The organism is Tenacibaculum halocynthiae (assembly GCF_964512825.1).
Lineage (GTDB): Bacteria > Bacteroidota > Bacteroidia > Flavobacteriales > Flavobacteriaceae > Polaribacter > Polaribacter halocynthiae.
On the sequence record NZ_CAZELG010000021.1, the window covers coordinates 96,341 to 119,690 of the forward strand.

Sequence of the window (23,350 nt, forward strand, 5' to 3'; positions counted from 1 at the left end):
AGGGATTAGAGCGGCATCCTTTTTAAAACATTATAAAGTAAGCGTCTTTACGAGGACAAGGGACGAAGTAATCTCATAGGATTAAGAGATTACCACAGTTTACAAAAAAGTAAACTTCGTAATGACACGTTTTAAAAAGATATAGAGGAAAGCCCGTTAAAACGCCCAAAACAATTTATTTGTGATTTTTATTAGTAAAATCATTGAAACCGTAGAATAATAATATAACAAACAACAAGTAAAATAAACGACATGAAATACGACGTATTAATAATCGGAAGTGGTCCTGGAGGTTATGTAACAGCTATTAGAGCATCTCAATTAGGGTTTAAAACTGCTGTAATAGAAAAAGAAAACTTAGGTGGAATTTGTTTAAACTGGGGATGTATTCCTACAAAAGCTTTATTAAAATCTGCTCAAGTATATGATTATTTAAAACATGTTGACGAGTATGGATTAAAAGCTGAAGCTATTGATAAAGACTTTGAAGCTGTAATTAAACGTAGTCGTGGTGTTGCTGAAGGAATGAGCAAAGGAGTTCAGTTCTTAATGAAGAAAAATAAAATTGACATCATTGATGGTTTTGGTAAAGTAAAAACTGGTAAAAAAGTAGATGTTACTGCTGAAGATGGAACTGTTACTGAATATAGTGCTGATACTATTATTATAGCTACAGGTGCTCGTTCAAGAGTGTTACCAAACTTACCTCAAGATGGTAAAAAAGTAATTGGTTACCGTGAAGCTATGAGTTTGCCAAAACAACCAAAGTCTATGATTGTTGTAGGTTCTGGTGCTATTGGTGTTGAGTTTGCACACTTCTATAATTCTATGGGAACTGAGGTAACTATCGTTGAATTTATGCCAACTATTGTTCCTGTTGAAGATAAAGATGTTTCTAAACAAATGGAACGTTCTTTTAAGAAATCAGGTATTAAAATAATGACAAGTTCTTCTGTTGAATCTGTAGATACTTCTGGAGAAGGAGTAAAAGCAACAGTTAAAACTAAAAAAGGAGAACAAATTTTAGAAGCTGACATCGTATTATCCGCTGTTGGTATTAAAACTAACATCGAAAACATTGGTTTAGAAGATGTTGGAATTATTACTGATAGAGATAAAATTTTAGTAAACGATTGGTATCAAACTAATATCCCTGGATACTACGCAATTGGTGATGTAACTCCTGGGCCTGCACTTGCTCACGTTGCTTCTGCTGAAGGAATTACTTGTGTTGAAAAATTAGCAGGTTTACATACAGAAGCTATTGACTATGGAAACATTCCTGGTTGTACCTATGCTACTCCAGAAATTGCTTCAGTTGGATTAACTGAGGCCAAGGCAAAAGAAGCTGGTTATGAATTAAAAGTTGGTAAATTCCCATTCTCTGCATCAGGAAAAGCAAAAGCAGCTGGAACTCCAGATGGTTTTGTTAAAGTAATTTTCGATGCTAAATATGGTGAATGGTTAGGTTGCCATATGATTGGAGCTGGTGTTACAGATATGATTGCAGAAGCAGTTTTAGGTCGTAAATTAGAAACTACAGGACATGAAGTTTTAAAAGCTATTCACCCTCACCCTACTATGAGTGAAGCGGTAATGGAAGCTGTTGCTGATGCTTATGATGAAGTAATTCATTTGTAAAACATACTTTATATATATTTTATTAAAAACCGAAGTTTTTCACTTCGGTTTTTTGTGTAAAAAAATACTCATTAGTAGGTATTTGAATTATAAACATAAACTTGTAAATTTCGGTCTGTAACTAACTCAGACTTACAATGAAAACTTTCTTCACTTTTATCTTTTTTTTATTAAATAGCTTAAATATTTTTTCGCAAGTAGATATAGAAAAATGTAAAATAGTATCTAATCTAGACGAGGTAGTTTACAAAATGGACATGCGAAAAGACTCCTCTATAATTGATTATATAAAGCTTGTTACTTTACCTAAAATACTTAATAATAAATTTGATTTAAAAAGTATTGAAACTAACTTAGATTGTATAATTCATACAGAAACAATCACTTGGATTCAACACATATATAGTTCTAGAATAACTTCATTAGAAAACCACATTAGAAATCGTCAATTTGAAATGATCCAAAATGATTCTAATAATGGATATGATAGATCTATTAGTGAAATGAAAAAAATACTTTCCATTTTAAATAAAAGAATGCATAATATAATTTCATATGAATTCACCTCATATCAACATAGGGATTCAAAAGAAAAATGGGTAAAATTTATATATTTTGATCACACTAATGATGTTTTAGCAATTTATAACAATGATAGGGATTTAACAGGAGCTTCTAGATTTGAAATTGGTACTGATAAATTTAAACTTCGTTTATTTGCTGACAGGAATGATGATTGGTATAATTTAACTTCTAAAAGTTGGTATACTTATCAAACTGTTTTTGTTGGAGGTGAAGCTTACACTCCTGATTTAGACTCACCTCTACTCAAAACAGAAGAATCATTTAATCCTTATGATAGACCTTTTGCTTCTTTTATTTATTTTGGATGGAGTAGGCATGGTGTTTTTCGTACTGGTAAATTTAAATATAGTATTGAATGGAAACTTGGTACAATCGGTTCATTAAAACCTAATAATGTACAGTCTGCAATTCATAGAGATTTAACAATAGGTACTAGAAAGCCATATGGTTGGAAAAGTCAAATTGCATCCGGAGGAAGAATAGGTATTAACTATAACTTTAATCTTGAATATCTACTATTTAATGAAAGGAAACGATATATCCCATTTACTTCAGTATTTAGCGATTTCAAAATTGGAACTCAATTTACATCTATAGGTTTGGGTATCAACTTTTCAAATAAAAATTTCAAAACTAGAGGAGGAATAAATATTCCTCTTTTAAAAAACAACAATTTAAATTGTATAGTAAATTTAAAATCTGAGTTAAGATATATAGTTCATAACTCAATGTTAGAAGGTTATGGTATCTTCAAAAGAACTCCTGATGAAGACCCTTCTTCACCTATAGATATTCATTTTCTAAAAAGTAATGAAATAAATAGATTCTTAAGTATAACAGAATTATCTATAGGTTTAGATTTTAAATATTTCGGTTTCATTTATAGTTTCAATATCATGAGTCCTGAATATTTCATAAAAAATATTCCAAAAAATAATTTACCTAAGAATAACAGTAGTTGGAATCATGTTGGTAAAATAGGCTTAATTTTTAAGATATAACAAAATATATATCAAAAATGTAATAAAGCGACAAGTCTAACTTTAGGCTTATCGCTTGACTTTTCAACTTACTTATATTATTTTAATATAGAAAACCCATTTTACCTTGTTTATAATCTCTTAAAGCTTCCATTATTTCAGTTTGTGAATTCATTACATAGGGCCCCCAAGATGTAACTTTCTCTTTAATTGGTTCACCAGAAAGAAACAACAATACACTTCCTTTTTCAGCTTCTAACTCAATCCTACTTCCTTCTTCTTTAAAAGTTATCATTTGGTTTTCACCTTTCAATAAAGTCGTTTCTTTATTTATAATAGCTTTACCTTGTAATAAATACACAAGTGCTTTATGACCTTCAGGAACATCAAACTCAATTTCTCCGTTATTTTTAGCTTCAATAGTGAATACATTTACTGAAGTTTGCGTTTTTATTAACCCTTGTTTATTCTTCTGTCCTCCAGCAATTACTTTTAATAAAATACTTTTATCAATATTTTCAACAATAGGTATCTGTGATGCTTTAATATGCTGATAGTTAGCAGGAATCATTTTTTTATTAGCAGGAAGATTAAGCCACAATTGGATTCCTTCTAAATCTCCGGTTTTTTCAATAAATTCTTTTGTAGGTCCTTCAGAATGTACAATTCCTCTACCTGCTGTTACCCATTGAACATCACCTGCTTCTACAATCACTTCGTTACCTAAAGAATCTCTATGCAACTGTTCTCCTTTAAACAATAAAGTTATTGGTTCAAAACCTCTATGAGGATGTGCACCTACATCAAAAGGATTATTAAAAGGACTAATAGCATAAGGCCCATAATGATGAAGTAATAAAAAAGGATCAACCATTTCTATACCTTCAACTGGCAAAGGTTGTCGTAACCTAATATTCCCCATATTTACTATAGGACTCTCACTTATTTTATGAACTATTTTTAAATCCATTTTATTATTTTTATCTTAATTTATCTAATAAATCACTTAACTGTACAGCTTCTTCTTCAGTTAAATTTTCAAAAAAATCAAATTCAATGGTATTACCAATATCAGATAGTAATGTTAAACCACTTTCAGAAATTTTTATAAACACTACTCTTCTATCTGTATTGCATCTATATCTTTCTATAAACTTTTTATCACATAATTTATCCATTAAACGTGTTGCATTGGGTGCACGTTCAATCATTCTATCTTTTATTAATTGTACTTTTACTGGCTTACCTGCTCCTCGTAAAATTCTAAGAATATTATATTGCTGTGGTGAAATACCATAAGGTTTAAAAAATTCATTCTCCTTACTCGTCAACCAATTTGCAGTATATTTAATATTAATAAAAGCTTTTACTTTATCATTTGGAAACGTTGATTTAATGTCTTTTGAAATATCTCCCATTTCTTTTATTTTTTCTCTTACAAAATTATAAAAACCTTAAATAATTACCAAGGAATATATTTACAATTCATAATATGTAAACTCAAATTATAATGAAGTTTTTAACTTATTAACCAATTCTTTTAGTTGGTCATTATACTCTTCATTAATTAAACCACCGTCTTTAAAATTTTCAGAAAAAGAGGGTAAAGAAAAATCTGCTACAATTCTTCCTCCCATATAAGGAAAACCAGCTTTTGCTATAGATAGAACTGAACTTCCTCCTCTAGCCCCAGGTGAAGTTGCCATTAAAAGCATTGGAATATTATTCCACAATTTTTGCTGAATTCTTGACATCCAATCGTATGTATTTTTAAAAACTGCTGAAAAATTACCATTATGCTCTGCTAAAGAAAGTATAATACCATCAGCACTATGAATTTCATCTAAGAACTTACTTGCATTTTTTGGAATACCATTATTTGTTTCTTCATCAATTCCGTAAACTGGAAGTGTAAAATCATTTAAATCTAAAACTGATACTTCAACATTATCTAACAAACCACTTGCATACTCTGCTAATTGTTTATTAATTGAATTAACACTATTACTACCTGCAAATACCACTACTTTTTTCATTTTTTATTTAATTTTTGAAATTATAGGTGTTTCACCCTTTACCATTTTTGCTACTGGACATTTACCAGCTATTTCCAATAATCTTTTTCTTTGTTTATCAGTTACTTCTTTTTCAAAAGAAATTTCTTCTTCTAATATTTTTTGTACACCTTCAGAAGTTAATTTTTCCTTTTGATAAACATTAACTGTTATTTTACCTAAATCCCACCCTTTGTGTTTTGCATACATCCTAAGTGTTATTGATACACATCCACCTATTGCTGTTAATAAATACTCAACTGGTGTAGGACCGTTATCATCACCTCCTTTATTAGTTGGTTCATCTATAACTACAAAGTGATTTCTCATTTTAGACTCAGCTAAATAATCACGATTACTCAATGTTACTTTAGAAACTGTTGTTGCCATATTATGCTTTCTTATCAAAGATATAAGAAACAACCAATAAAATTAATGCCACTAAAGCTGCAAATTGCCCACCATCTGAAATCATTACATGCGCAAAAAACGCCAAAATAAAAGCAAAAAAGAATCCTGCATACGCCCATTCTCTGAAAAACTTTCCTTTAAAAAACCAAATGGCAATTAAACCTAAAATTTTTGCAATTGCGTATGGATATATTATATAAGTTGGATATCCAAATCCTGTGAACATTCCTGCAACTTCTGCATGATTAAAAAAATACATTCCTGCTGAAAACAACATTAACAAAGTCAATAAACCTGTTGATACGTAAAAAATAATTTTATTCTTATTCATTGTGTTATATTTTAAATTCAATGCAAATATACATTTTATTCTCCATGGTATATAATTTTATGGAAAATATTATTTATACTAATATAAATTAATTTGATATTAAAAATTTATATATTTGCATAAGTACTTATATAAATACTTATTTAAAATATGATAGACGCATTAAAAGGTATAGGAGAAATTGGCATGGGCTCACGACTTAAAAGGGTTAGTGACTATATGATGCGAGAAACTCAACTAGTATATAACGAATTTAATATAGATTTCGACCCCTATTTATTTCCTGTTTTCAAAATCATTAAAAATAAAAATGGTGTTACGAATACTGAGATTAATGCTAGTTTAAAAACATCACAACCCGCAACTACTCAAACTCTTAACAAACTGATAAAAAAACAACTTATAATACTAAAAGAAGATAAACATGATAAGAGAAAGAAAATTATTTTCCTATCAAAAAAAGGAATTGAACTAATACAAAAGATAACTCCACTTTGGGAAAGTATTGAACATATTATTAAAGAATACACCGCTATACAATCAAATTCATTAATTGAGCATCTAAATATTTTAGAAGAAAAATTTAATCAAAAAGATTTTAGTCAAGCGATAATTGAACATGTAAAAATGAATACAACAACAAAAACAATTGAAATTGTAGATTTTAAAAATGAGTACTCAACTTCTTTCTACAACTTAAATATTGAATGGTTAAAATCCTTCTTTTATGTAGAAGCTTTTGATGAAGAAGTATTAAGTAATCCTGAAAAATATATTATTAATAAAAGAGGACATATTTTCTTTGCAAAATTAGGCGCTGAAATTGTTGGAACCGTTGCTCTAATGCCAAAAGATGGTACTTATGAGTTAACAAAAATGGCAGTGTCACCAAATTACAGAGGCCATAAAATTGGTCAACTATTAATGCAACATTGCATTGACTTTGCTACTAAAAATAACTTTAAGAGCTTAATATTATACTCTAATAGAAAACTTGAAAACGCTATTTATATTTATAGGAAATATAACTTCATTGAAATTCCTGTTGAAGAAGACTCTCCATATGAACGAAGTGATATTAAAATGAAATTAAACCTAAACTAACTTTTAAATTATGAAAATAGAATTAAATAAAGAGGCTAATAAATTACAAAACTATTTTTCCCCTAAAATAATTTCTGAAGTTAATGATGAATACGTTAAAATAGCAAAAATTAAAGGTCAAGAAATTCCTTGGCACAATCATGATAAAGAAGATGAGTTATTTTATATTATTGAAGGTTCTCTTTTAATGGAAATAGAAAATAAACCTAATTTTATAATGAATACTGGCGATTTATTTGTTGTACCAAAAGGTATAAACCATAGAGTTTCTTCATCTGAAGATTGTTTAATCATGCTTATTGAAACTAAATCTGCAAAACATACTGGCGATGTAGAATCTACAATTACAAAATCTATTGATGACCAAAAATATTAGTATTTATTATAGTAAGCATTAAAACTTCAATCGATACATCTAAATCTTTATTAGATAAAATTCAATCACTATGATTAAAACAATCTAGTGAATAGGTAATAAATTGTTAATACTAATTAGAAAAAATGAGTGAAATTCAAAATAAAATGTTTCAAGAAATTAGAAGCAAAGAAATATTTAACCAAGTACAACAATATTCGTATGAATATTTAAATTCTATTTTTAATAGGAACGTTTATCCTTCAGAAGAAGCACTAGATAATTTGTCTGTTTTTAATGAAGAACTTCCTGAAAATTCAACAAAAGCTACAAAAGTTATTGAGCAATTAAATACATATGGTAACCCAGCTACTACTGCAACATTAGGCGGTAGGTATTTTGGTTTTGTAGCTGGGAGTGCTGTTCCGGTAGGATTAGCTGCAAAAAATCTAGGCACATACTGGGATCAAGCACCAGCAATGAATGTTCTTTCTCCCATTGGTAGTAAATTAGAATCTGTTGTAGAAAAATGGCTTGTAAATTTATTTAATTTACCAAAAAAAACCTCAGCAGGATTTGTTAGTGGAACATCAACAGCAAACTTATGTGGTTTAGCTGCTGCTAGATATCGAATTTTGGAAAGAAACAATTGGAATATCAATGAAAAAGGGCTTAGAAATTCACCCAAAATAAGAATTGTTACAAGTAAACAAGCACATTCAACAGTTTTAAAAGCTGTAGGTATTTTAGGCTTAGGCAAAGAAAATATAGAATGGGTAGATGTAGATAAACAAGGGAGAATTATACCCGAAGAAATTCCTGAATTGGATGCAAACACTATTTTGGTATTACAGGCTGGTAATGTAAACAGTGGAGCTTTCGATAATTTTGAAATTATTTGTGAAAAAGCTAAAAAAGCCAATACTTGGGTACATATTGATGGAGCCTTCGGATTATGGGCCGAAGCAGTAAATGAATTAAAATATTTAACTAAAGGGCTTGAAAATGCTTCCTCTTGGGCTGTAGATGGTCATAAAACATTAAATACTCCGTATGATTGTGGAATTATACTATGTGCAGATCAAGAAGCTATGACTTCTGCACTTCATATGTCTGGTAGTTATATTGTAGAAAGCTCGGAAAGGGATGGGATGTTTTATACTCCTGAAATGTCTCGTAGAGCAAGAATAATAGAGTTATGGTCAATAATGAAATATCTAGGAAAAAAAGGAATCGATGAAATGATTTTAACAATGAACCAAAGAGCTAAACAGTTTGCCAATGAAATAGAAAAAATAACTGGCTTTTATGTTGAAAATGAAATTGTTTTTAATCAAGTAATTGTAAGATGTGATTCAGATAAAATTACAGAGAATGTTTTACTTAATATTCAACAGTTAAGAGAATGTTGGTTAGGAGGTTCAATATGGTTTGAAAAAAAAGTAATGAGAGTTAGTATTTGCTCTTGGGCAACAACAGAAAGTGATATTACAAAAGCTGTCAAATCATTTGAAAAAGCACTAGAAATATCAAAAAAATAAATACTTTTTTATTTAATTTGAATAGAACACCTTTTAAGTTATTAATTAACTATACCTCATAATTATTAAAAATTTGATTTTAAAAAACATAATAAACAATTGTAACTGGAAAGATATTCAACTTGAGTTAATAAAATATTATCCTGAATTGAAAAATTCACTTCCAGATTTTAAAAAAGTATTTATAGAATTAAATAATCTTCCTATTGTAGAAAATGAATTTATTCTTTTTATACAGAAAGTAGAAATTGAAGGCGAAGATTTTTATATTCGAATTTCTGGAATTGGTGAAATTAATGAGTTAGGTAATTCATATAATATTTCAGCTATAAACTGGAAAAAATGGCTTGCCATGAAAATTCACCCAATTAGTTTAAAAAACTTTACAAATGCTGAAATAATTGCACACTCATTGTATGAAATGACTTTTTCTGGTTTTAGTAGAAATGAAATTGAATCCAATCTAAAAAAGATTGAAAATTAATTACCAAACAAAATGATTATATTTGGTTTAATGGCAATTAAAAAAGTATAATCTCATTTTATTTTAAAGTAATTATAAAATAAATTAATGAAAATAAAAAAAGTTACGATTCAAGATATTGAAAGCTTAAAAGAAATAAGTAAATTGACTTTTATTGAAACTTATTCTTCTAAAAACAGCTATGAAAATATGGCTAAATATTTGGAAAATGAATTTTCTACTGAAAAAATTACAACTGATTTAATAAATCCTAATGTTGAGTTTTATTTTGCTACGCTTAACAAAAAAATAGTAGGATATTTAAAAATTAATTTCGGGGAAGCTCAAACAGAAATAAAAGAAGAAAATACTCTTGAAATTGAACGTATCTATGTGTTAAAAGAATTTCATAGAAAAAGAATTGGGCAAGCCCTTTATGAGAAAACCATTGAGTTGGCTATAAAAAAAAACATGGAATACATTTGGTTAGGAGTTTGGGAACAAAACCATAAGGCCATCCGCTTTTATGAAAAAAATAATTTTATTGCTTTTGATAAGCATGTTTTTATGCTTGGTAATGACAAACAAACTGACATTATAATGAAATTAGATATAAAAAAAGCATAATTAGCTATTTAAAAAAACTACTGAAGATTAAAAATGAAATTCACACTACTACTCTACTTTTCATTATACGCCTCTGTATCATTCGCGTGCCTATCTACAACTCAATTTAAAATATTTCCTATCGGTATAAGTAATTCAAAAATAATAACTTTTGATGTTTATATTTATAGAGGAGGATACATAGACAAGAAGAATACTGATGATTTTGTATTTCCTAAAACCTCGTGGTCTTTAAAGTCTTTTATCGGAATTTATGATTTAAATGGAAAATTAATATCTAAAGAAGCTCTAGATGTATCAGAAATAAGAAAAGACGAATACCTTAAAGGACTTAAAATTTCTTACAAAAAGGGAATTCAAACTATAAAAAGCAAATTTAAAAATTTAACTTTTTTTGAACCTGAATATATTTCTTTTTGTAATTTTCAAAAAAAATGTGAAATTTTAGAAATTATTCATACTAAGAAAACTCAAAAGAATTTTTTAATCTATCAAAATAAAAAACAACTAATAAACTTAAATAGATTCAAAGAATTTAAAAGAAGTATGCAATATTCTGATGACTTAACTTCTTATTATATAAGTTCAACTAGAACATATAAAACTGATAAATTTGAAATTGTAATTGGGCATTTACAAAATGGACAGGGATTATCTACACACCAAACTTCAATTAATAAAAACAATAGCGAAAATAACAAGCTAGAAAACAAACCAGATTTTGAGTTCAATAAATTAGAAAATGCTGTTTATAAAGAACCTTTATTACATCATGCATATGGGTTTGATTTTCTTATTGTTTCCAAAAAACAAAAAAGGTAGTTTTGTTTCAGAACTACCTTTTTTCTAACTAATTTATTATTTATTCCAGTAAACAGAAGTCTGTCCGTATTGAAAATGAATAGGTTGATGTGATGGATCTTGTTGAAACATATATAACTCATGTGGAGGCTTTTCAAATAACATAATAATATCTGATCCTCCAAACCTAAACTTTCCAAACTCTTGGCCTTTAACTACTTTTTGACCTTGAAGCTCAGTATACATATCAACACCTGATACTTGGCACATTCCTATTGGTAAAATAGCTACTTTTCCTACTTCTGGACCTGCATCCATAATTACCAATCCTCTTGCTTGTGTAAACTCATATCCATTTTCTCCACCATCTGGAGCATCAAACTGTCCATTTGAAGCAGTTTCTACATTTAAATATACTTTACCTTCTACTGGTAAAATTTCTAAAATCTCACCACTTACTGGTGTATGAAAGCGATGATAATCAAACGGACTTAAGAAATAATGTATAAATGTACCTCCATAAAAATTCTCACCATATTTACTAAACTGCAATAGCTCATCTACAGTTCCAATAGTATGAGTTCCTTTCAATGTAATTTCATCAACATTTCCTTCTTTATCAATTGGATAAAAAGCTTTAAAAGTACAATCTGCTGGAGACACAATAGTTGTATTATCTTCAGGGCTTGCTATAGGACGTAATGGAGATATTCCTGTTTTTGGATCTGCTTGATTAAACTCTCTATAAAAAAATTGATTGAAAGTTTTCCAACTTTTTTCGTTATCTGAATATAAAGGAAAATTATAAACGCTTTCTCCTAAACTATTTTTATCATCTTTAAACGATTTTAAAGTTTCATCATTTAATGATGCTTCAGTATCTAAGAAAGTACCCCAAGCATTTGCAAAACTCACCAACCAATTGGCAAATTCAGGATAGCTTTGCATTGTTTTTCCTTCTGAGTCTTCTTGATCTATTAACCAATATGATTGGCAAAGTAAATCATACACTTTTTGATTGTATCCATTTTTTGTTCCATCACTTGTCCAAGCATTTGGATATTCAGGATCTCTACTTTCATTAGGAATCATTTTCACATAAAGATCTAAATAATCATAATAAGCATCAACAGTTACTGGCCAACCTTTACCTTTAAACTCTTTATCAATTGCTTTGTAAAGATCATTGTTTAAAGGAGGTATATTTTTATCAGGACTACCATATTTAGATAATTCAACTGCCTTTTTTAATGATTCTCCCAAACTTTTTGACATTGCTGAATCGCCATCTAAAATACTTTTCAGTTGCTCAACAACTGCTTCATGAGTTTTAATAGTTTTCACTGCCTCCATAATTAATAAAGTTTTAAATAATTCCTACTCTTTTAAAATAGGTTTTTCGGATACCACCTATAAAAACAATCATAGCCAATCAATCAAAATCTAGTATTATTTACTTTAAATATTAAATGATTAAACAACATCTGACACAATAAGCTCGACTAATAATTATAGAGTCAGACAATTCAAATTTGTAGAATTAATAAGTTTATTTTAAAAAAAATGTCATGAATATATAGTTTTCACTCATAAAAGCAACAATTATAGTAATAGGAGAAATAAAATAATCAGTAATACAACTATACCTAAAACTTAGGCAGTTATTAATACTCTTTTAAAACAGGTAATTGAATATTAATAACTGTGAGATAAGTTCTAATATTTATTCTCTGTTTGTTTTCTTAAAAACTGTAGATTTCTTTTTAAAAGTCATGAATATAAATAGAATACCATTACATTTATTAAGTAATTAAATAAAGCAACAATGTTTTCTGAAATATCTAAATTTTTCAAAACTGAATACCCCTTAAATGAACATGGGTTAGAAGAACTTTTTTCTCTATTTAAAATAGACCATTATAAAAAAGGAAACTTGATACTAAAAGAAAATGAGAAAGAAAAACAACTACGCTTTCTTAACAAAGGTTTAGTTAGAGAGTTTTATTCAAACCATGAGAAAGAAATCAACATAAATTTTTATACAAAACCCCTATTCATTACTGATTTATTAACTTTTAATCAAAACTCTACTACTCTTAAAAATCAAGAATGTCTCTCTTCTGTAGAAATTTTAAGTATTGAAAGAAAATCATTTTTTAATCTTTTAAAAAAATATGAATGTGGAAAATCATTTGTTGAAGCGTCATTTCAAAAACTATTAAAGCAAAAAGAATTACTTGAATTTAACCGTATTACCAAAACACCAGAAGAATTATATAATGAACTAATTATATATAAATCCGATTGGCTTCAATCTATACCTCAATACCATATTGCTTCATACCTAAACATAACTCCTGAAACATTGAGTCGTATTAGAAAAAGAATTTCTTGATTTGAATCAATGGTCATTATTTATTTAGAATAGACATTTGTATAAATATTATACGTATGTTAAAAATTCATCATATTAGAAACGCTACAATGGTTTTAGAAACCGAAAAAGACGTTATTTTAATAGACCCAATGCTAGGTGACCAGGGAATCATGCCTAGTTTTACACTTTTTAGGTATAAGGCTAGAAAAAATCCTACCATTTCTTTACCAAACAATACCAATTCAATATTAAATAAAGTAACTCATTGTTTGATTACACACCAACATCCTGATCATATTGACAATAAAGGAATACAGTTTTTAATTCAGAAAAACATTCCTGTTACTTGTAGTGTAAAAGATAAAAAAGCTTTTCTAAAAAAAGGGTTAAACGTAGTTAAAACATTAAAATACTGGGAGCAACAAAGTTTTTTAGGAGGTACAATTGAGGGAATTCCTGCTAAACATGGATATGGTTTTGTATCTAAATTAATGGGTAAAGTAATTGGGTTCTATATAAAATTACCTAATCAAAAATCAATTTACTTAAGTTCTGATACAATTTATACAGCTTCAGTTGATAAAGTTTTAATAAACTATAAACCAGCAATAAGCGTTTTAGCTTGTGGTACAGCTCAATTTGACTTGTTTAATAAACTTATTATGAATGTAGATGACATTTTAAAATTTGTAAAAAATACAAATGGTAAAGTTATTGCAAATCACATGGAGTCAATAAATCACTGTCCATTAACTAGAAAAAAATTAAAAAATATTTTAATAAAAAATAAATTAATAAATAAAGTCTGGATTCCTGAAGATGGAGAGTTTTTAGAAATAACCTAATACCTAAATCTAATAGCTTTACTACAAAAAACTCCACCAAAAGGTGGAGTTTCACTTCAAAATAACATAAAATTTATTACTTATAATAAATAATACATTCTCTTTAATTCTATTTAACTTTATAACTACACCTACGCTACAGCTATTTTCTTGCCACTTCCTATTTCCTTTTTAACTTCTTTAGTTTCAAATTGATTCGAAGTGTTTTTTGCTCCACCAGCTTTAAGCGCTTTATCTCCTGCAAAAAATGTTTTATGATCATCTCCTAAATTAGAACCTGCCATTCGTTGGTGTTTTACACAAGCAACTCCTTTTCTTATTTCTTGCCTTTGTACCCCTTTTACGTAAGCTAACATACCATCTTCTCCAAAATATCCTTTTGTTAAATCATTCATATGTAAAGCTGTTGTATGATACGTAGGTAACGTAATTAAATGATGGAATATCCCAGCTTCTCTTGCCCCGTCAATTTGAAAAGTTTTTATTTTTTCATCAGCACGATGACATAATTCTGAACCATCATATTGCTCATCCATTAAATTATTCCTGTCATATGGCGTCATATTCTCACCTTCAGCAAGCATCTCTTCATATACTTGATTTCTAAAATTAAGTGTCCAATTAAATGAAGGAGAATTATTATACACCAATTTAGCATTTGGTACAACTTCTCTAACCCTATTTACCATATGAGCTATTTGTCCAACATGAGGTGTAGGCGTTTCAATCCATAATAAATCAGCTCCATTTTGTAAACTTGTTATACAATCCAATACTACTCTATCTATATTTGAACCTTCTTTAAACTTATACAAACCGTTTGCTAATCTAACTGGACGTACCAACTTCCCTCCTCTTTTTATCAAAACTTCATTCTCTCTAATTTCATCAATTGTAACTTCTTTACATTCAATAAAATTTAAATATTTAGAAGCTAAATCACCTGGTTCATTACTTACAGGTAATTTTTGAGTTAACCCCGCTCCTTCAGAATCTGTTCTAGCAACTATAATTCCATCATTAACTCCTAATTCTAAAAATGCATATCGAATAGCATTCAATTTTGCTATAAAATCTTCATGAGGAACTGTTACTTTACCGTCTTGGTGCCCACATTGTTTTGCATCAGAAACTTGGTTTTCAATTTGAATAGCACAAGCACCAGCTTGAATCATTTTTTTTGCCAATAAGTATGTTGCTTCTTCATTTCCAAAACCAGCATCAATGTCTGCTATAATAGGAACAACATGTGTTTCATAATTGTCTATTTCATATTGCACATTTTCGCCCAATTCTAACCTTCGAAATAAATCGTTTAATTCAATGGCATCAGCTTGGCGTAAAAAATCATAAATTTCTTCAATTAAAGCTGGTACCGCTGTTTTTTCATGCATCGACTGATCAGGAAGTGGGCCAAACTCTGATCTTAAAGCTGCAACCATCCAACCTGAAAGGTATAAATACCTTTTATTGGTAGTTTTATAATGTTTTTTTACAGAAATCATTTTTTGTTGAGCAACAAACCCATGCCAACAACCAAGTGATTGTGTATATTCAGATGAATTTGCATCATATGCTGCCATATCTTCCCTCATTATACTTGCTGTATATTTAGCAATATCTAATCCTGTTTTAAAACGATTTTGAGAAACCATCCTTGCTGCATTCTGTGGATTAATAGCATTCCATGAACTCCCATATTTTTCCTTAAGACTTCTTACAGTTTCTAATGCAGAACTATAACTTTCGTGTGCTATTTTTTTCATAATTTTGTAATTGATAAAGGTTATTAATTGTATTGATAACTTGCCCTGTTCATGTTGCCGCATTGCAGGGCTATTTTTATAAATATTTATACGCTGGTAAGGTTAAAAACTCTTCAAATTCATTAGATAATACTAATGAATCAAATAATTCAATAGCTCTTTTATAATTTCCTTCAGAAAAAACCACATCTCCAACTAAATTTTTTATTTTCTTTATTTCTGATTTTTTATACTCATTATACATTGGCTCAGTAAATGTTCTTCCATCCTCTAACATTACTTCACTTTTTAACCATTGCCAAATTTGAGTTCTTGAAATTTCAGCAGTAGCTGCATCTTCCATTAAGTTATATAGTGCTGCTGCTCCATTACCAGATAACCAACTTTCTATATATAAAATACCTACATTTATATTTTTTCTTATACCATCTTCTGAAATTGTTCCTTCAGGTAACTCTACCAATGCTTTCTCAGTAATATTTAATTCACTTAATTGTTTATCTATTTGGTTCTTATTAGGCATATACTCATTGAACATATCCATTGCTGTAGAAACTAAGCCAGGGTGTGCCACCCAAGTTCCATCGTGCCCATTAATAACTTCTTGTTCTTTGTCTTTTTTAACTTTCAAAAAAGCAACTTTGTTAGCCTCTTCATTATTTTTTACAGGAATTTGAGCTGCCATCCCTCCCATTGCATGAACTCCACGCTTATGGCAAGTTTGAATTACTTTTAAAGAATATGCATTCATAAAAGGAGTACTCATAGTTACTTGATCTCTATTCGGAACCATAAATCCTTTATGGTTTCTAAACTTCTTTATATATGAAAAAATATAATCCCAGCGACCACAATTTAATCCTGCCATATGATCTCTCAATTCATATATAATTTCATCTAACTGAAAACTTGCAGTTATAGTTTCAATTAAAACAGTTGCTTTTATTGTTTTTTGTGGTACTTCCATATAATCTTGAGCAAATACAAAAACATCATTCCACCAACGAGCTTCAAAATAATGTTCAAGCTTTGGTAAGTAAAAATAGGTTGCAGAATTAATAGCTAATAAACTTTTAATATTATGAAAGAAGAAAAGTCCAAAATCAACTAATGCACCTGACATTTTTTCTCCTTCTACTTCTATATGTTTGTCTTCTAAATGCAAACCTCTTGGACGAACAAGTAACGTAGCTACTTCTTTATTTAAACTATAAGTTTTATCTTTTTTCTCATTATAAAAAGAAATTGTTTTGTTTACTGCATCACGAAGATTTACTTGTCCGTTTAACAAATTAGTAATTGTTGGAGAATTACTATCTTCAAAGTCTGCCATAAATGTTTTTGCTCCAGAATTTAGTGCATTGATCACCATTTTTCTATCAACTGGCCCAGTAATTTCTACTCGTCTATCTAACAAGTCCTCTGGTAATTCAGCACAAGTCCAATTAGTTTCTCTTATGTTTTTAGTTTCTTTTGGAAATTCAGGAAAATTTCCAGCATCAAAATATGCTTGATAAATTTTTCTATCCTCTAAAAGTGAAATCCTATTGGCATTGAATTTCTTATGTAACTCAATTAAAAAATGCAAGGCCTCGTCTGTTAAAATATCTTGATAGATATCTGTTTTAAAACCTTTTAAATTAATTTCTTTAACTAATGCTGCTGCTTTCATAATTATCATTTTTAAGAATTACACCGCAATGATAAAAAATATTTCTGAACTCCACAAGCGAACGTTCGCTATTTTTATTAAATTTTTAAAAATAATTTATTCGCTTATTATTTATATATTTGTTTTTATGCATATTGAAGACGAATACATTAGATTAATTTTTGGTTTAAAATTAAAGCAAATACGAACTGAGAAAAAGCTATCTTTATTTGGATTAGCAAAACTTACAGGGCTCTCAAAATCGTATTTAAATGAAATTGAAAAAGGAAAAAAATACCCCAAAACAGATAAAATTGTTTTGCTTTCAGAAAATTTAGATGTGCCTTATGATCATTTAGTTTCTTTAAAATTAGATAAAAATTTAGCTCCTATTGGTGAAATACTACAATCACAAATACTAAAAGAAATCCCTTTTGAGTTATTTGGTATTCAAGAAAAAAATTTAATTGATATTGTTGCTAATGCTCCAGCAAAAGTAAATGCGTTCATTAGTACTATTATTAAAATATCTCAAAACTACAACTTAACTAGAGAGAGTTTCTTCTTAGCATCACTTCGTTCTTACCAAGAAGCTCATAATAATTATTTTGAAGAAATTGAAGATCATGTTGAAGCTTTTGCTAAAGCTTATCATATAGATTTATCATCTAAAATTGAATCTTCTGACCTAGAAGAAATTTTAATTGAAGAATTCAACTACACGATTGACAATGAAGAACTTTCTAAATACTCAAACTTAAACGAGCTTCGTAACTTATATATTCCAGCAAAAAAAACACTTTTAATAAGTAAAGAAATATCAGAAGCTCAAAAAGCTTTTATTTACGCGAAAGAAATTGCTTACAATTTTTTAAAAATTGAAAATAGATTATTTACTTTCCCATGGATAAAATTTGAAAGCTTTGATCAAGTTTTAAATAATTTTATAGCTTCATACTTTGCTGGCGCTTTGATCATTTCAAAACAAAACTTAGTTCATGAATTAAAAACCTTTTTTGAATCTAAAACTTGGAGTAATGAAAATTTTAATATAATGATGAGAAAGTATAATTGTTCAGCTGAATCTTTTTATCAGCGTTTAACAAATATCCTTCCTAAATATTTCAATATTAAAAATTTATTTTTTCTACGTTTCACCCATAAAGTAGACTCCCCTAAATACAAACTAACTAAAGAGTTACACATTACACAACAGCAAACACCACATGCTAATAGAAATAATGAACACTATTGTAGACGCTGGATTTCAATTAATTCTATTCAAAATTTAGAAAACTCGAATGCATCAACATCTTTTGGTATTCAAACATCTTCTTATGAGAATTCAACTAATGAATATTTAGTACTATCATCAGCCACATCAGACCCTTTTAAAAAGGATGTAAGTAGAAGTATTTCTATTGGTTTACTTATATCACCACATTTAAAGAAAAGATTAAAATTTGCAAATGACACTTCTATACCTACAAGAAAAGTTGGTATTACTTGTGAAACATGCTCTATAAAAGACTGCAAAGAAAGAATGATAGAACCGTGGCGTTTACAAAGAGAACTTGATTTTGAAGATTTTGACAAAACAGTTTCTACCATTTTAAACACTTACTCTTAATATAAAATCAACATCATATTCAGTCTTTTTCAATTGAACATTATCTACTAATTTAGTACTTTAGCAATCGCTTACAAACAACGATAACAACATATGGACCTTACCTTTAATAAAAACGAAGATCATAATAAACTTTTAGCATCAGAATTACGTCAAAAACTTACCAAAGTAAAACTAGGTGGTGGCCAAAAACGTATTGATAAGTTACACGAAAAAGGAAAAATGACTGCTCGTGAGCGTATCGATTATTTATTAGATGACAATCAAAAATCTATAGAAATTGGTGCTTTTGCTGGTGAAGAAATGTACCAAGAACATGGTGGATGTCCTTCCGGAGGGGTTGTTGTAAAAATGGGATATATACAAGGTAAACAATGTATCGTTGTAGCAAATGATGCAACTGTAAAAGCTGGAGCTTGGTTCCCAATTACTGGAAAGAAAAATTTAAGAGCTCAAGAAATAGCAATAGAAAACAGATTACCTATAATTTATTTGGTTGATTCTGCTGGAGTATATTTACCTATGCAGGATGAAATATTTCCTGACAAAGAACATTTTGGAAGGATTTTCAGAAATAACGCAGTTATGAGTAGTATGGGAATTACTCAAATTGCTGCCGTAATGGGGAGTTGTGTTGCAGGTGGTGCTTATCTGCCAATTATGAGTGATGAAGCTTTAATTGTTGATAAAACTGGGAGTATATTTTTAGCAGGAAGCTATTTAGTAAAAGCTGCCATTGGTGAAACTATCGACAACGAAACCTTGGGTGGAGCTACAACACATTGCGAAGTTTCTGGTGTTACTGATTATAAAGCTAAAGATGACAAAGACGCTTTAAATAAGATAAAAAATATTGTAGATAAAATTGGTGATTATGATAAAGCTGGTTTTAGTAGAAAAGAAGCTTTTCCTCCTAAAGAAAATGAAGATGATATTTTTGGAATTTTACCAAAAGCACGTCATGAACAATATGATATGCTTGAAATTATTAAACGTTTAGTTGATAATTCTGAATTTGATCAATATAAAGAAGGTTATGGAAAAACCATCATTACTGGTTATGCCCGAATTGATGGATGGGCTGTTGGTATAGTTGCTAATCAACGTAAATTAGTTAAAAATGCTAAAAGAGAAATGCAATTTGGAGGTGTAATTTACAATGACTCTGCTGATAAAGCAACTCGTTTTATAGCTAACTGTAACCAAAAGAAAATTCCTTTAGTATTTTTACAAGATGTTACTGGTTTTATGGTTGGAAGCAAATCAGAACATGGAGGTATTATTAAAGATGGTGCAAAAATGGTAAATGCCGTAAGTAATTCAGTAGTTCCTAAATTCACTATTGTTATTGGTAACTCCTATGGTGCTGGTAATTATGCTATGTGTGGTAAAGCGTATGACCCTCGACTAATTGCTGCATGGCCAAGTGCTGAATTAGCTGTTATGAGTGGAGCTTCAGCTGCTAAAGTTTTATTACAAATAGAAACTGCTTCTTTAAAGAAAAAAGGAGAAGAAATTACTCCTGAAAAAGAAAAAGAGTTATTTAATAAAATTAAGTCTCGTTACGATAAGCAAATTTCACCTTATTATGCTGCTGCAAGAATTTGGACAGACGCAGTAATCAACCCTTTAGACACTAGAACTTGGATTTCAATGGGGATAGAAGCTGCTGACCATGCTCCTATCGAAAAGCCATTTAACTTAGGTGTAATTCAAGTTTAATACTATGCTTAATTTTGATTAAAAAAATATTAATTTTTGCTGTATTATTTTTTAGTACGCTAGTTCAGAGTCAACATACTGATTCAATTAAAACAGCCACCTATTTTATATCTAAAGGAAATAAAAATCTAAAAAAACAAAACTTTGAGCAATCAATAAAAAATTATCTTGAAGCTTTAAAAATTTTAGAAAACGAAAAAGATTCTATACAGCTAATTAAGGTTTACACAAATATAGGCGTGCTAAATGCACGCCTTAAAAATTTTGATAAAGCAATAATTTATTTACAAAAATCTTTATCACATATAAAAAAAGAAGATAATCTTAAACTTCAAGTATTATTTAATATCGCTGGTCTTTATACTGAAAATAGAGATATTACTTCTTCTTTAAAAATTAATCAAGAAGCAGAAACTTTAGCTAAAAAACTAAATAGCGAAGCTGTTTTAAGTAATACTTACAACAACTTTAGTCTTTTATACAATCGTTTAAAAGAATATCCAAAATCAATAGAATACGGAGAAAAAAGCCTTCTTTTAAAAGAAAAACTAAAACTTTCTCCAGAAATAACCATCAATAATATTGGATATAGTTACCTACTTAATAAACAATATAAAAATGCAATTTTATATTTTAATAAAATTAAAAGCACAAAAAACAAAAGTCTACAACGGTTAGTTTTAAACAATTTAAAAGATGCTCATAAAAATTTAAGAGAAGACAATACTGCTCTTAATTATGCCAACCATCTTTTAAAACTAAAAGACTCACTATACAAGGCAGAACAAAAAGTTAAAGTAGCCTCATTGGTTGAAAAATTCGAATCAGAAAAAAAACAACAACAAATAGATGTTTTACATATTAAAAATCAATTGCAGCAAATAAAAATTAACAATCAAAAAAACATCTTTATTGTTTTATTTATTATTGTTTTATTAGTTTCTATTTTAATTTATTTATGGTTTAAAAACCAAAAAACTAAACAATCACTAAGGCAAGCTTCTTTAAAACATAAATTACTACAGACTCAATTAAATCCTCATTTTTTATTTCATTCATTAAATAGCATTCAATCATTTATTTATCAAAATAAAAAAGAAGAATCACTAAATTACTTATCTAGTTATAGTAAACTAATGCGTTCTATATTTGATAATGCTTCTACTGATTTTATTTCCATAAAAGAAGAGGCTAATACTATGAATAGTTATTTAGAACTTCAAAAAGTTAACTTTAACGAAGACACTGTTTTTTTAATTAATGTGGATTCTAATATTGAACATTTTTTAATTCCTCCTATGTTCATTCAGCCTTATGTTGAAAATGCAATTCAACATGGTATTAAAAACATTAAAAATGGAAAAGTAGAAATTACATATAGTAATTACAACAATTTAATTAAAGTTATTATTTTTGATAATGGAAAAGGAATCAATACCAGTAATAATAATAATAATCAACTGCTAGAACACTCTACAAGTTCAAGCGTACTAAAAAGTAGAATTAAAAACCTGGAAAAAACCCACTCTTACTCCATTAAAACAAGCATTAAATCGAATGATAATGGTACTATTATAACTTTACTTTTCCCAAAAAAAACTTCTATTTATGATTAGTTGTGCGTTAATTGAAGATGATAAAAATACAATTACAATGCTTAAGAGCATTATAGAAGAAAACTTTGATGCTATCAATGTAATTGGTTCTGCTTCGTCAATTAATGCTGCCTATGAGTTAATTACAAATACAAACCCTACATTTATTTTTTTAGATGTTAATTTAGAAGATGGTGATGGATTTGAAATTCTAAATAAATTTAATTCTCCTAAATTTACTGTTATATTTATTACTTCTTACAGTAAATACGCAGTAGAAGCTTTCAAATTTAGTGCTATTGACTTTGTTCTTAAACCCTTCTCCCCATCAGACATTATTAAAGCCGTAAATAAAGTTATTCAAGAAGAACATAAGAATTATCTTGAAAAAATCACTACACTATACCATAACCACACATCTGGTCAAAAGAAAATAATTCTTTCAAATTCTGACAGTATTCATGTAGTTTCTTTAGAAGATATTTTATACGCAAAATCTGATAATAGCTATACTACTTTTTTCACTATAGATAAAAGAGAAATTTTAGTTTCCAAATCATTAAAGTCATTTGATGACCAACTTTCATCATATTTTTTCTTTAGAATTCATCAAAAGTACCTCATTAACTTACAACATATTAAAAAATTTAATAAGCGTAATGATGAAATTGTATTAATTAATGACACCTCCTTACCTGTATCTCAAGGAAAAAAAGCGGACTTATTGCACCTTTTAAAATCTTCAAGTTAACTATACCATATATTACAATTCAAAACAAACAACCTTAAATTCAAATAAAAAAAAAACAAATTCAAGTTTCCTTATTTCGTATAATGAAACGAATATTTTTTTACACTACCTTTAATCTAA

At 28.6% G+C, this 23,350-nt stretch carries 22 protein-coding genes; 14 read left to right on the forward strand and 8 right to left on the reverse strand.

Annotation, left to right across the window (positions count from 1 at the left end):
• Positions 1-252 precede the first annotated feature (252 nt).
• Entirely contained in the window at positions 253-1,641 is a 1,389-nt protein-coding gene (gene lpdA / locus ACKTTQ_RS07480; RefSeq protein WP_093871465.1) for a dihydrolipoyl dehydrogenase, read from the forward strand.
• A 137-nt stretch (positions 1,642-1,778) separates the two neighbouring features.
• Positions 1,779-3,227, forward strand: a complete 1,449-nt coding sequence (locus ACKTTQ_RS07485; protein ID WP_299134486.1) for a lipid A-modifier LpxR family protein — start codon at positions 1,779-1,781, stop codon at positions 3,225-3,227.
• A gap of 82 nt (positions 3,228-3,309) precedes the next feature.
• On the opposite strand, the gene ACKTTQ_RS07490 is transcribed toward ACKTTQ_RS07485, so the two are convergent.
• The 5 genes from ACKTTQ_RS07490 to ACKTTQ_RS07510 all read right to left on the reverse strand — a co-directional run bounded on the left by ACKTTQ_RS07490 (position 3,310) and on the right by ACKTTQ_RS07510 (position 6,002).
• On the reverse strand, positions 3,310-4,176 hold the full coding sequence (locus ACKTTQ_RS07490) for a pirin family protein (RefSeq protein WP_093871468.1): 867 nt from the start codon (positions 4,174-4,176) through the stop codon (positions 3,310-3,312).
• A gap of 10 nt (positions 4,177-4,186) precedes the next feature.
• Entirely contained in the window at positions 4,187-4,624 is a 438-nt protein-coding gene (locus ACKTTQ_RS07495) for a MarR family winged helix-turn-helix transcriptional regulator (protein ID WP_093871469.1), read from the reverse strand.
• Positions 4,625-4,711: 87 nt separating this feature from the next.
• The gene (locus ACKTTQ_RS07500) at positions 4,712-5,242 is read right to left on the reverse strand and encodes an NADPH-dependent FMN reductase (RefSeq protein ID WP_408048812.1); all 531 of its coding nucleotides are present in this window, start codon (positions 5,240-5,242) and stop codon (positions 4,712-4,714) included.
• Positions 5,243-5,245: 3 nt separating this feature from the next.
• Positions 5,246-5,650 (reverse strand): OsmC family protein, encoded by a 405-nt coding sequence (locus ACKTTQ_RS07505; protein ID WP_093871471.1) that lies wholly within the window; start codon positions 5,648-5,650, stop codon positions 5,246-5,248.
• Between the two features lies 1 nt (position 5,651).
• Positions 5,652-6,002, reverse strand: coding sequence for a DoxX family protein (locus ACKTTQ_RS07510; RefSeq protein ID WP_093871472.1), 351 nt, complete (start codon positions 6,000-6,002; stop codon positions 5,652-5,654).
• A 150-nt stretch (positions 6,003-6,152) separates the two neighbouring features.
• Between ACKTTQ_RS07510 and ACKTTQ_RS07515 the strand changes: the two genes are divergently transcribed.
• From ACKTTQ_RS07515 to ACKTTQ_RS07540, 6 genes are all read left to right on the forward strand, one after another.
• A complete protein-coding gene (locus tag ACKTTQ_RS07515) occupies positions 6,153-7,106 on the forward strand; it encodes a bifunctional helix-turn-helix transcriptional regulator/GNAT family N-acetyltransferase (protein WP_408048813.1) in 954 nt (317 codons plus the stop codon).
• Positions 7,107-7,116: 10 nt separating this feature from the next.
• Entirely contained in the window at positions 7,117-7,482 is a 366-nt protein-coding gene (locus ACKTTQ_RS07520; protein ID WP_113785929.1) for a cupin domain-containing protein, read from the forward strand.
• 125 nt (positions 7,483-7,607) lie between these two features.
• The gene (locus tag ACKTTQ_RS07525) at positions 7,608-9,002 is read left to right on the forward strand and encodes a pyridoxal phosphate-dependent decarboxylase family protein (protein WP_299134506.1); all 1,395 of its coding nucleotides are present in this window, start codon (positions 7,608-7,610) and stop codon (positions 9,000-9,002) included.
• A gap of 73 nt (positions 9,003-9,075) precedes the next feature.
• Positions 9,076-9,486, forward strand: a complete 411-nt coding sequence (locus ACKTTQ_RS07530) for a DUF6557 family protein (RefSeq protein ID WP_408048814.1) — start codon at positions 9,076-9,078, stop codon at positions 9,484-9,486.
• 87 nt (positions 9,487-9,573) lie between these two features.
• Positions 9,574-10,092 carry a GNAT family N-acetyltransferase gene (locus tag ACKTTQ_RS07535; protein WP_408048815.1) on the forward strand — a complete coding sequence of 173 codons (519 nt, stop codon included), beginning with the start codon at positions 9,574-9,576 and terminating at the stop codon, positions 10,090-10,092.
• 33 nt (positions 10,093-10,125) lie between these two features.
• Positions 10,126-10,914: a hypothetical protein gene (locus ACKTTQ_RS07540; RefSeq protein ID WP_408048816.1), complete on the forward strand. Its 789-nt coding sequence runs from the start codon at positions 10,126-10,128 to the stop codon at positions 10,912-10,914.
• A gap of 36 nt (positions 10,915-10,950) precedes the next feature.
• Here ACKTTQ_RS07540 and ACKTTQ_RS07545 read toward each other — a convergent pair whose 3' ends face one another.
• The gene (locus ACKTTQ_RS07545) at positions 10,951-12,246 is read right to left on the reverse strand and encodes a phosphatidylserine decarboxylase (RefSeq protein WP_408048817.1); all 1,296 of its coding nucleotides are present in this window, start codon (positions 12,244-12,246) and stop codon (positions 10,951-10,953) included.
• Positions 12,247-12,718: 472 nt separating this feature from the next.
• On the opposite strand from ACKTTQ_RS07545, the gene ACKTTQ_RS07550 reads away from it, so the two are divergent.
• On the forward strand, positions 12,719-13,288 hold the full coding sequence (locus tag ACKTTQ_RS07550; RefSeq protein WP_113785932.1) for a Crp/Fnr family transcriptional regulator: 570 nt from the start codon (positions 12,719-12,721) through the stop codon (positions 13,286-13,288).
• A 56-nt stretch (positions 13,289-13,344) separates the two neighbouring features.
• Entirely contained in the window at positions 13,345-14,115 is a 771-nt protein-coding gene (locus ACKTTQ_RS07555; protein WP_113785933.1) for an MBL fold metallo-hydrolase, read from the forward strand.
• 131 nt (positions 14,116-14,246) lie between these two features.
• On the opposite strand, the gene ACKTTQ_RS07560 is transcribed toward ACKTTQ_RS07555, so the two are convergent.
• Both ACKTTQ_RS07560 and aceB read right to left on the reverse strand, forming a co-directional pair.
• Complete coding sequence (locus tag ACKTTQ_RS07560; protein WP_113785934.1) at positions 14,247-15,881, reverse strand: isocitrate lyase; 1,635 nt, start codon at positions 15,879-15,881, stop codon at positions 14,247-14,249.
• Between the two features lie 76 nt (positions 15,882-15,957).
• Positions 15,958-17,553 carry a malate synthase A gene (gene aceB, locus ACKTTQ_RS07565; RefSeq protein WP_113785935.1) on the reverse strand — a complete coding sequence of 532 codons (1,596 nt, stop codon included), beginning with the start codon at positions 17,551-17,553 and terminating at the stop codon, positions 15,958-15,960.
• Positions 17,554-17,680: 127 nt separating this feature from the next.
• Between aceB and ACKTTQ_RS07570 the strand changes: the two genes are divergently transcribed.
• The 4 genes from ACKTTQ_RS07570 to ACKTTQ_RS07585 all read left to right on the forward strand — a co-directional run bounded on the left by ACKTTQ_RS07570 (position 17,681) and on the right by ACKTTQ_RS07585 (position 23,230).
• Entirely contained in the window at positions 17,681-19,162 is a 1,482-nt protein-coding gene (locus ACKTTQ_RS07570) for a helix-turn-helix domain-containing protein (RefSeq protein WP_113785936.1), read from the forward strand.
• A 93-nt stretch (positions 19,163-19,255) separates the two neighbouring features.
• Positions 19,256-20,884, forward strand: coding sequence for an acyl-CoA carboxylase subunit beta (locus ACKTTQ_RS07575; RefSeq protein WP_408048818.1), 1,629 nt, complete (start codon positions 19,256-19,258; stop codon positions 20,882-20,884).
• A 14-nt stretch (positions 20,885-20,898) separates the two neighbouring features.
• Positions 20,899-22,500 carry a tetratricopeptide repeat-containing sensor histidine kinase gene (locus tag ACKTTQ_RS07580; RefSeq protein WP_408048819.1) on the forward strand — a complete coding sequence of 534 codons (1,602 nt, stop codon included), beginning with the start codon at positions 20,899-20,901 and terminating at the stop codon, positions 22,498-22,500.
• The gene (locus ACKTTQ_RS07585; RefSeq protein ID WP_408048820.1) at positions 22,493-23,230 is read left to right on the forward strand and encodes a LytR/AlgR family response regulator transcription factor; all 738 of its coding nucleotides are present in this window, start codon (positions 22,493-22,495) and stop codon (positions 23,228-23,230) included. Before ACKTTQ_RS07580 ends, ACKTTQ_RS07585 begins: the two co-directional genes overlap by 8 nt.
• The last annotated feature ends 120 nt before the right edge of the window (positions 23,231-23,350 follow it).

Coding starts and splice junctions, on each gene's coding strand:
- lpdA (WP_093871465.1), top strand. CDS start 253: ATGAAATACGACGTATTAATAATCGGAAGTGGTCCTGGAGGTTATGTA.
- ACKTTQ_RS07485 (WP_299134486.1), top strand. CDS start 1,779: ATGAAAACTTTCTTCACTTTTATCTTTTTTTTATTAAATAGCTTAAAT.
- ACKTTQ_RS07490 (WP_093871468.1), bottom strand. CDS start 4,176: ATGGATTTAAAAATAGTTCATAAAATAAGTGAGAGTCCTATAGTAAAT.
- ACKTTQ_RS07495 (WP_093871469.1), bottom strand. CDS start 4,624: ATGGGAGATATTTCAAAAGACATTAAATCAACGTTTCCAAATGATAAA.
- ACKTTQ_RS07500 (WP_408048812.1), bottom strand. CDS start 5,242: ATGAAAAAAGTAGTGGTATTTGCAGGTAGTAATAGTGTTAATTCAATT.
- ACKTTQ_RS07505 (WP_093871471.1), bottom strand. CDS start 5,650: ATGGCAACAACAGTTTCTAAAGTAACATTGAGTAATCGTGATTATTTA.
- ACKTTQ_RS07510 (WP_093871472.1), bottom strand. CDS start 6,002: ATGAATAAGAATAAAATTATTTTTTACGTATCAACAGGTTTATTGACT.
- ACKTTQ_RS07515 (WP_408048813.1), top strand. CDS start 6,153: ATGATAGACGCATTAAAAGGTATAGGAGAAATTGGCATGGGCTCACGA.
- ACKTTQ_RS07520 (WP_113785929.1), top strand. CDS start 7,117: ATGAAAATAGAATTAAATAAAGAGGCTAATAAATTACAAAACTATTTT.
- ACKTTQ_RS07525 (WP_299134506.1), top strand. CDS start 7,608: ATGAGTGAAATTCAAAATAAAATGTTTCAAGAAATTAGAAGCAAAGAA.
- ACKTTQ_RS07535 (WP_408048815.1), top strand. CDS start 9,574: ATGAAAATAAAAAAAGTTACGATTCAAGATATTGAAAGCTTAAAAGAA.
- ACKTTQ_RS07540 (WP_408048816.1), top strand. CDS start 10,126: ATGAAATTCACACTACTACTCTACTTTTCATTATACGCCTCTGTATCA.
- ACKTTQ_RS07545 (WP_408048817.1), bottom strand. CDS start 12,246: ATGGAGGCAGTGAAAACTATTAAAACTCATGAAGCAGTTGTTGAGCAA.
- ACKTTQ_RS07550 (WP_113785932.1), top strand. CDS start 12,719: ATGTTTTCTGAAATATCTAAATTTTTCAAAACTGAATACCCCTTAAAT.
- ACKTTQ_RS07555 (WP_113785933.1), top strand. CDS start 13,345: ATGTTAAAAATTCATCATATTAGAAACGCTACAATGGTTTTAGAAACC.
- ACKTTQ_RS07560 (WP_113785934.1), bottom strand. CDS start 15,881: ATGAAAAAAATAGCACACGAAAGTTATAGTTCTGCATTAGAAACTGTA.
- aceB (WP_113785935.1), bottom strand. CDS start 17,553: ATGAAAGCAGCAGCATTAGTTAAAGAAATTAATTTAAAAGGTTTTAAA.
- ACKTTQ_RS07570 (WP_113785936.1), top strand. CDS start 17,681: ATGCATATTGAAGACGAATACATTAGATTAATTTTTGGTTTAAAATTA.
- ACKTTQ_RS07575 (WP_408048818.1), top strand. CDS start 19,256: ATGGACCTTACCTTTAATAAAAACGAAGATCATAATAAACTTTTAGCA.
- ACKTTQ_RS07585 (WP_408048820.1), top strand. CDS start 22,493: ATGATTAGTTGTGCGTTAATTGAAGATGATAAAAATACAATTACAATG.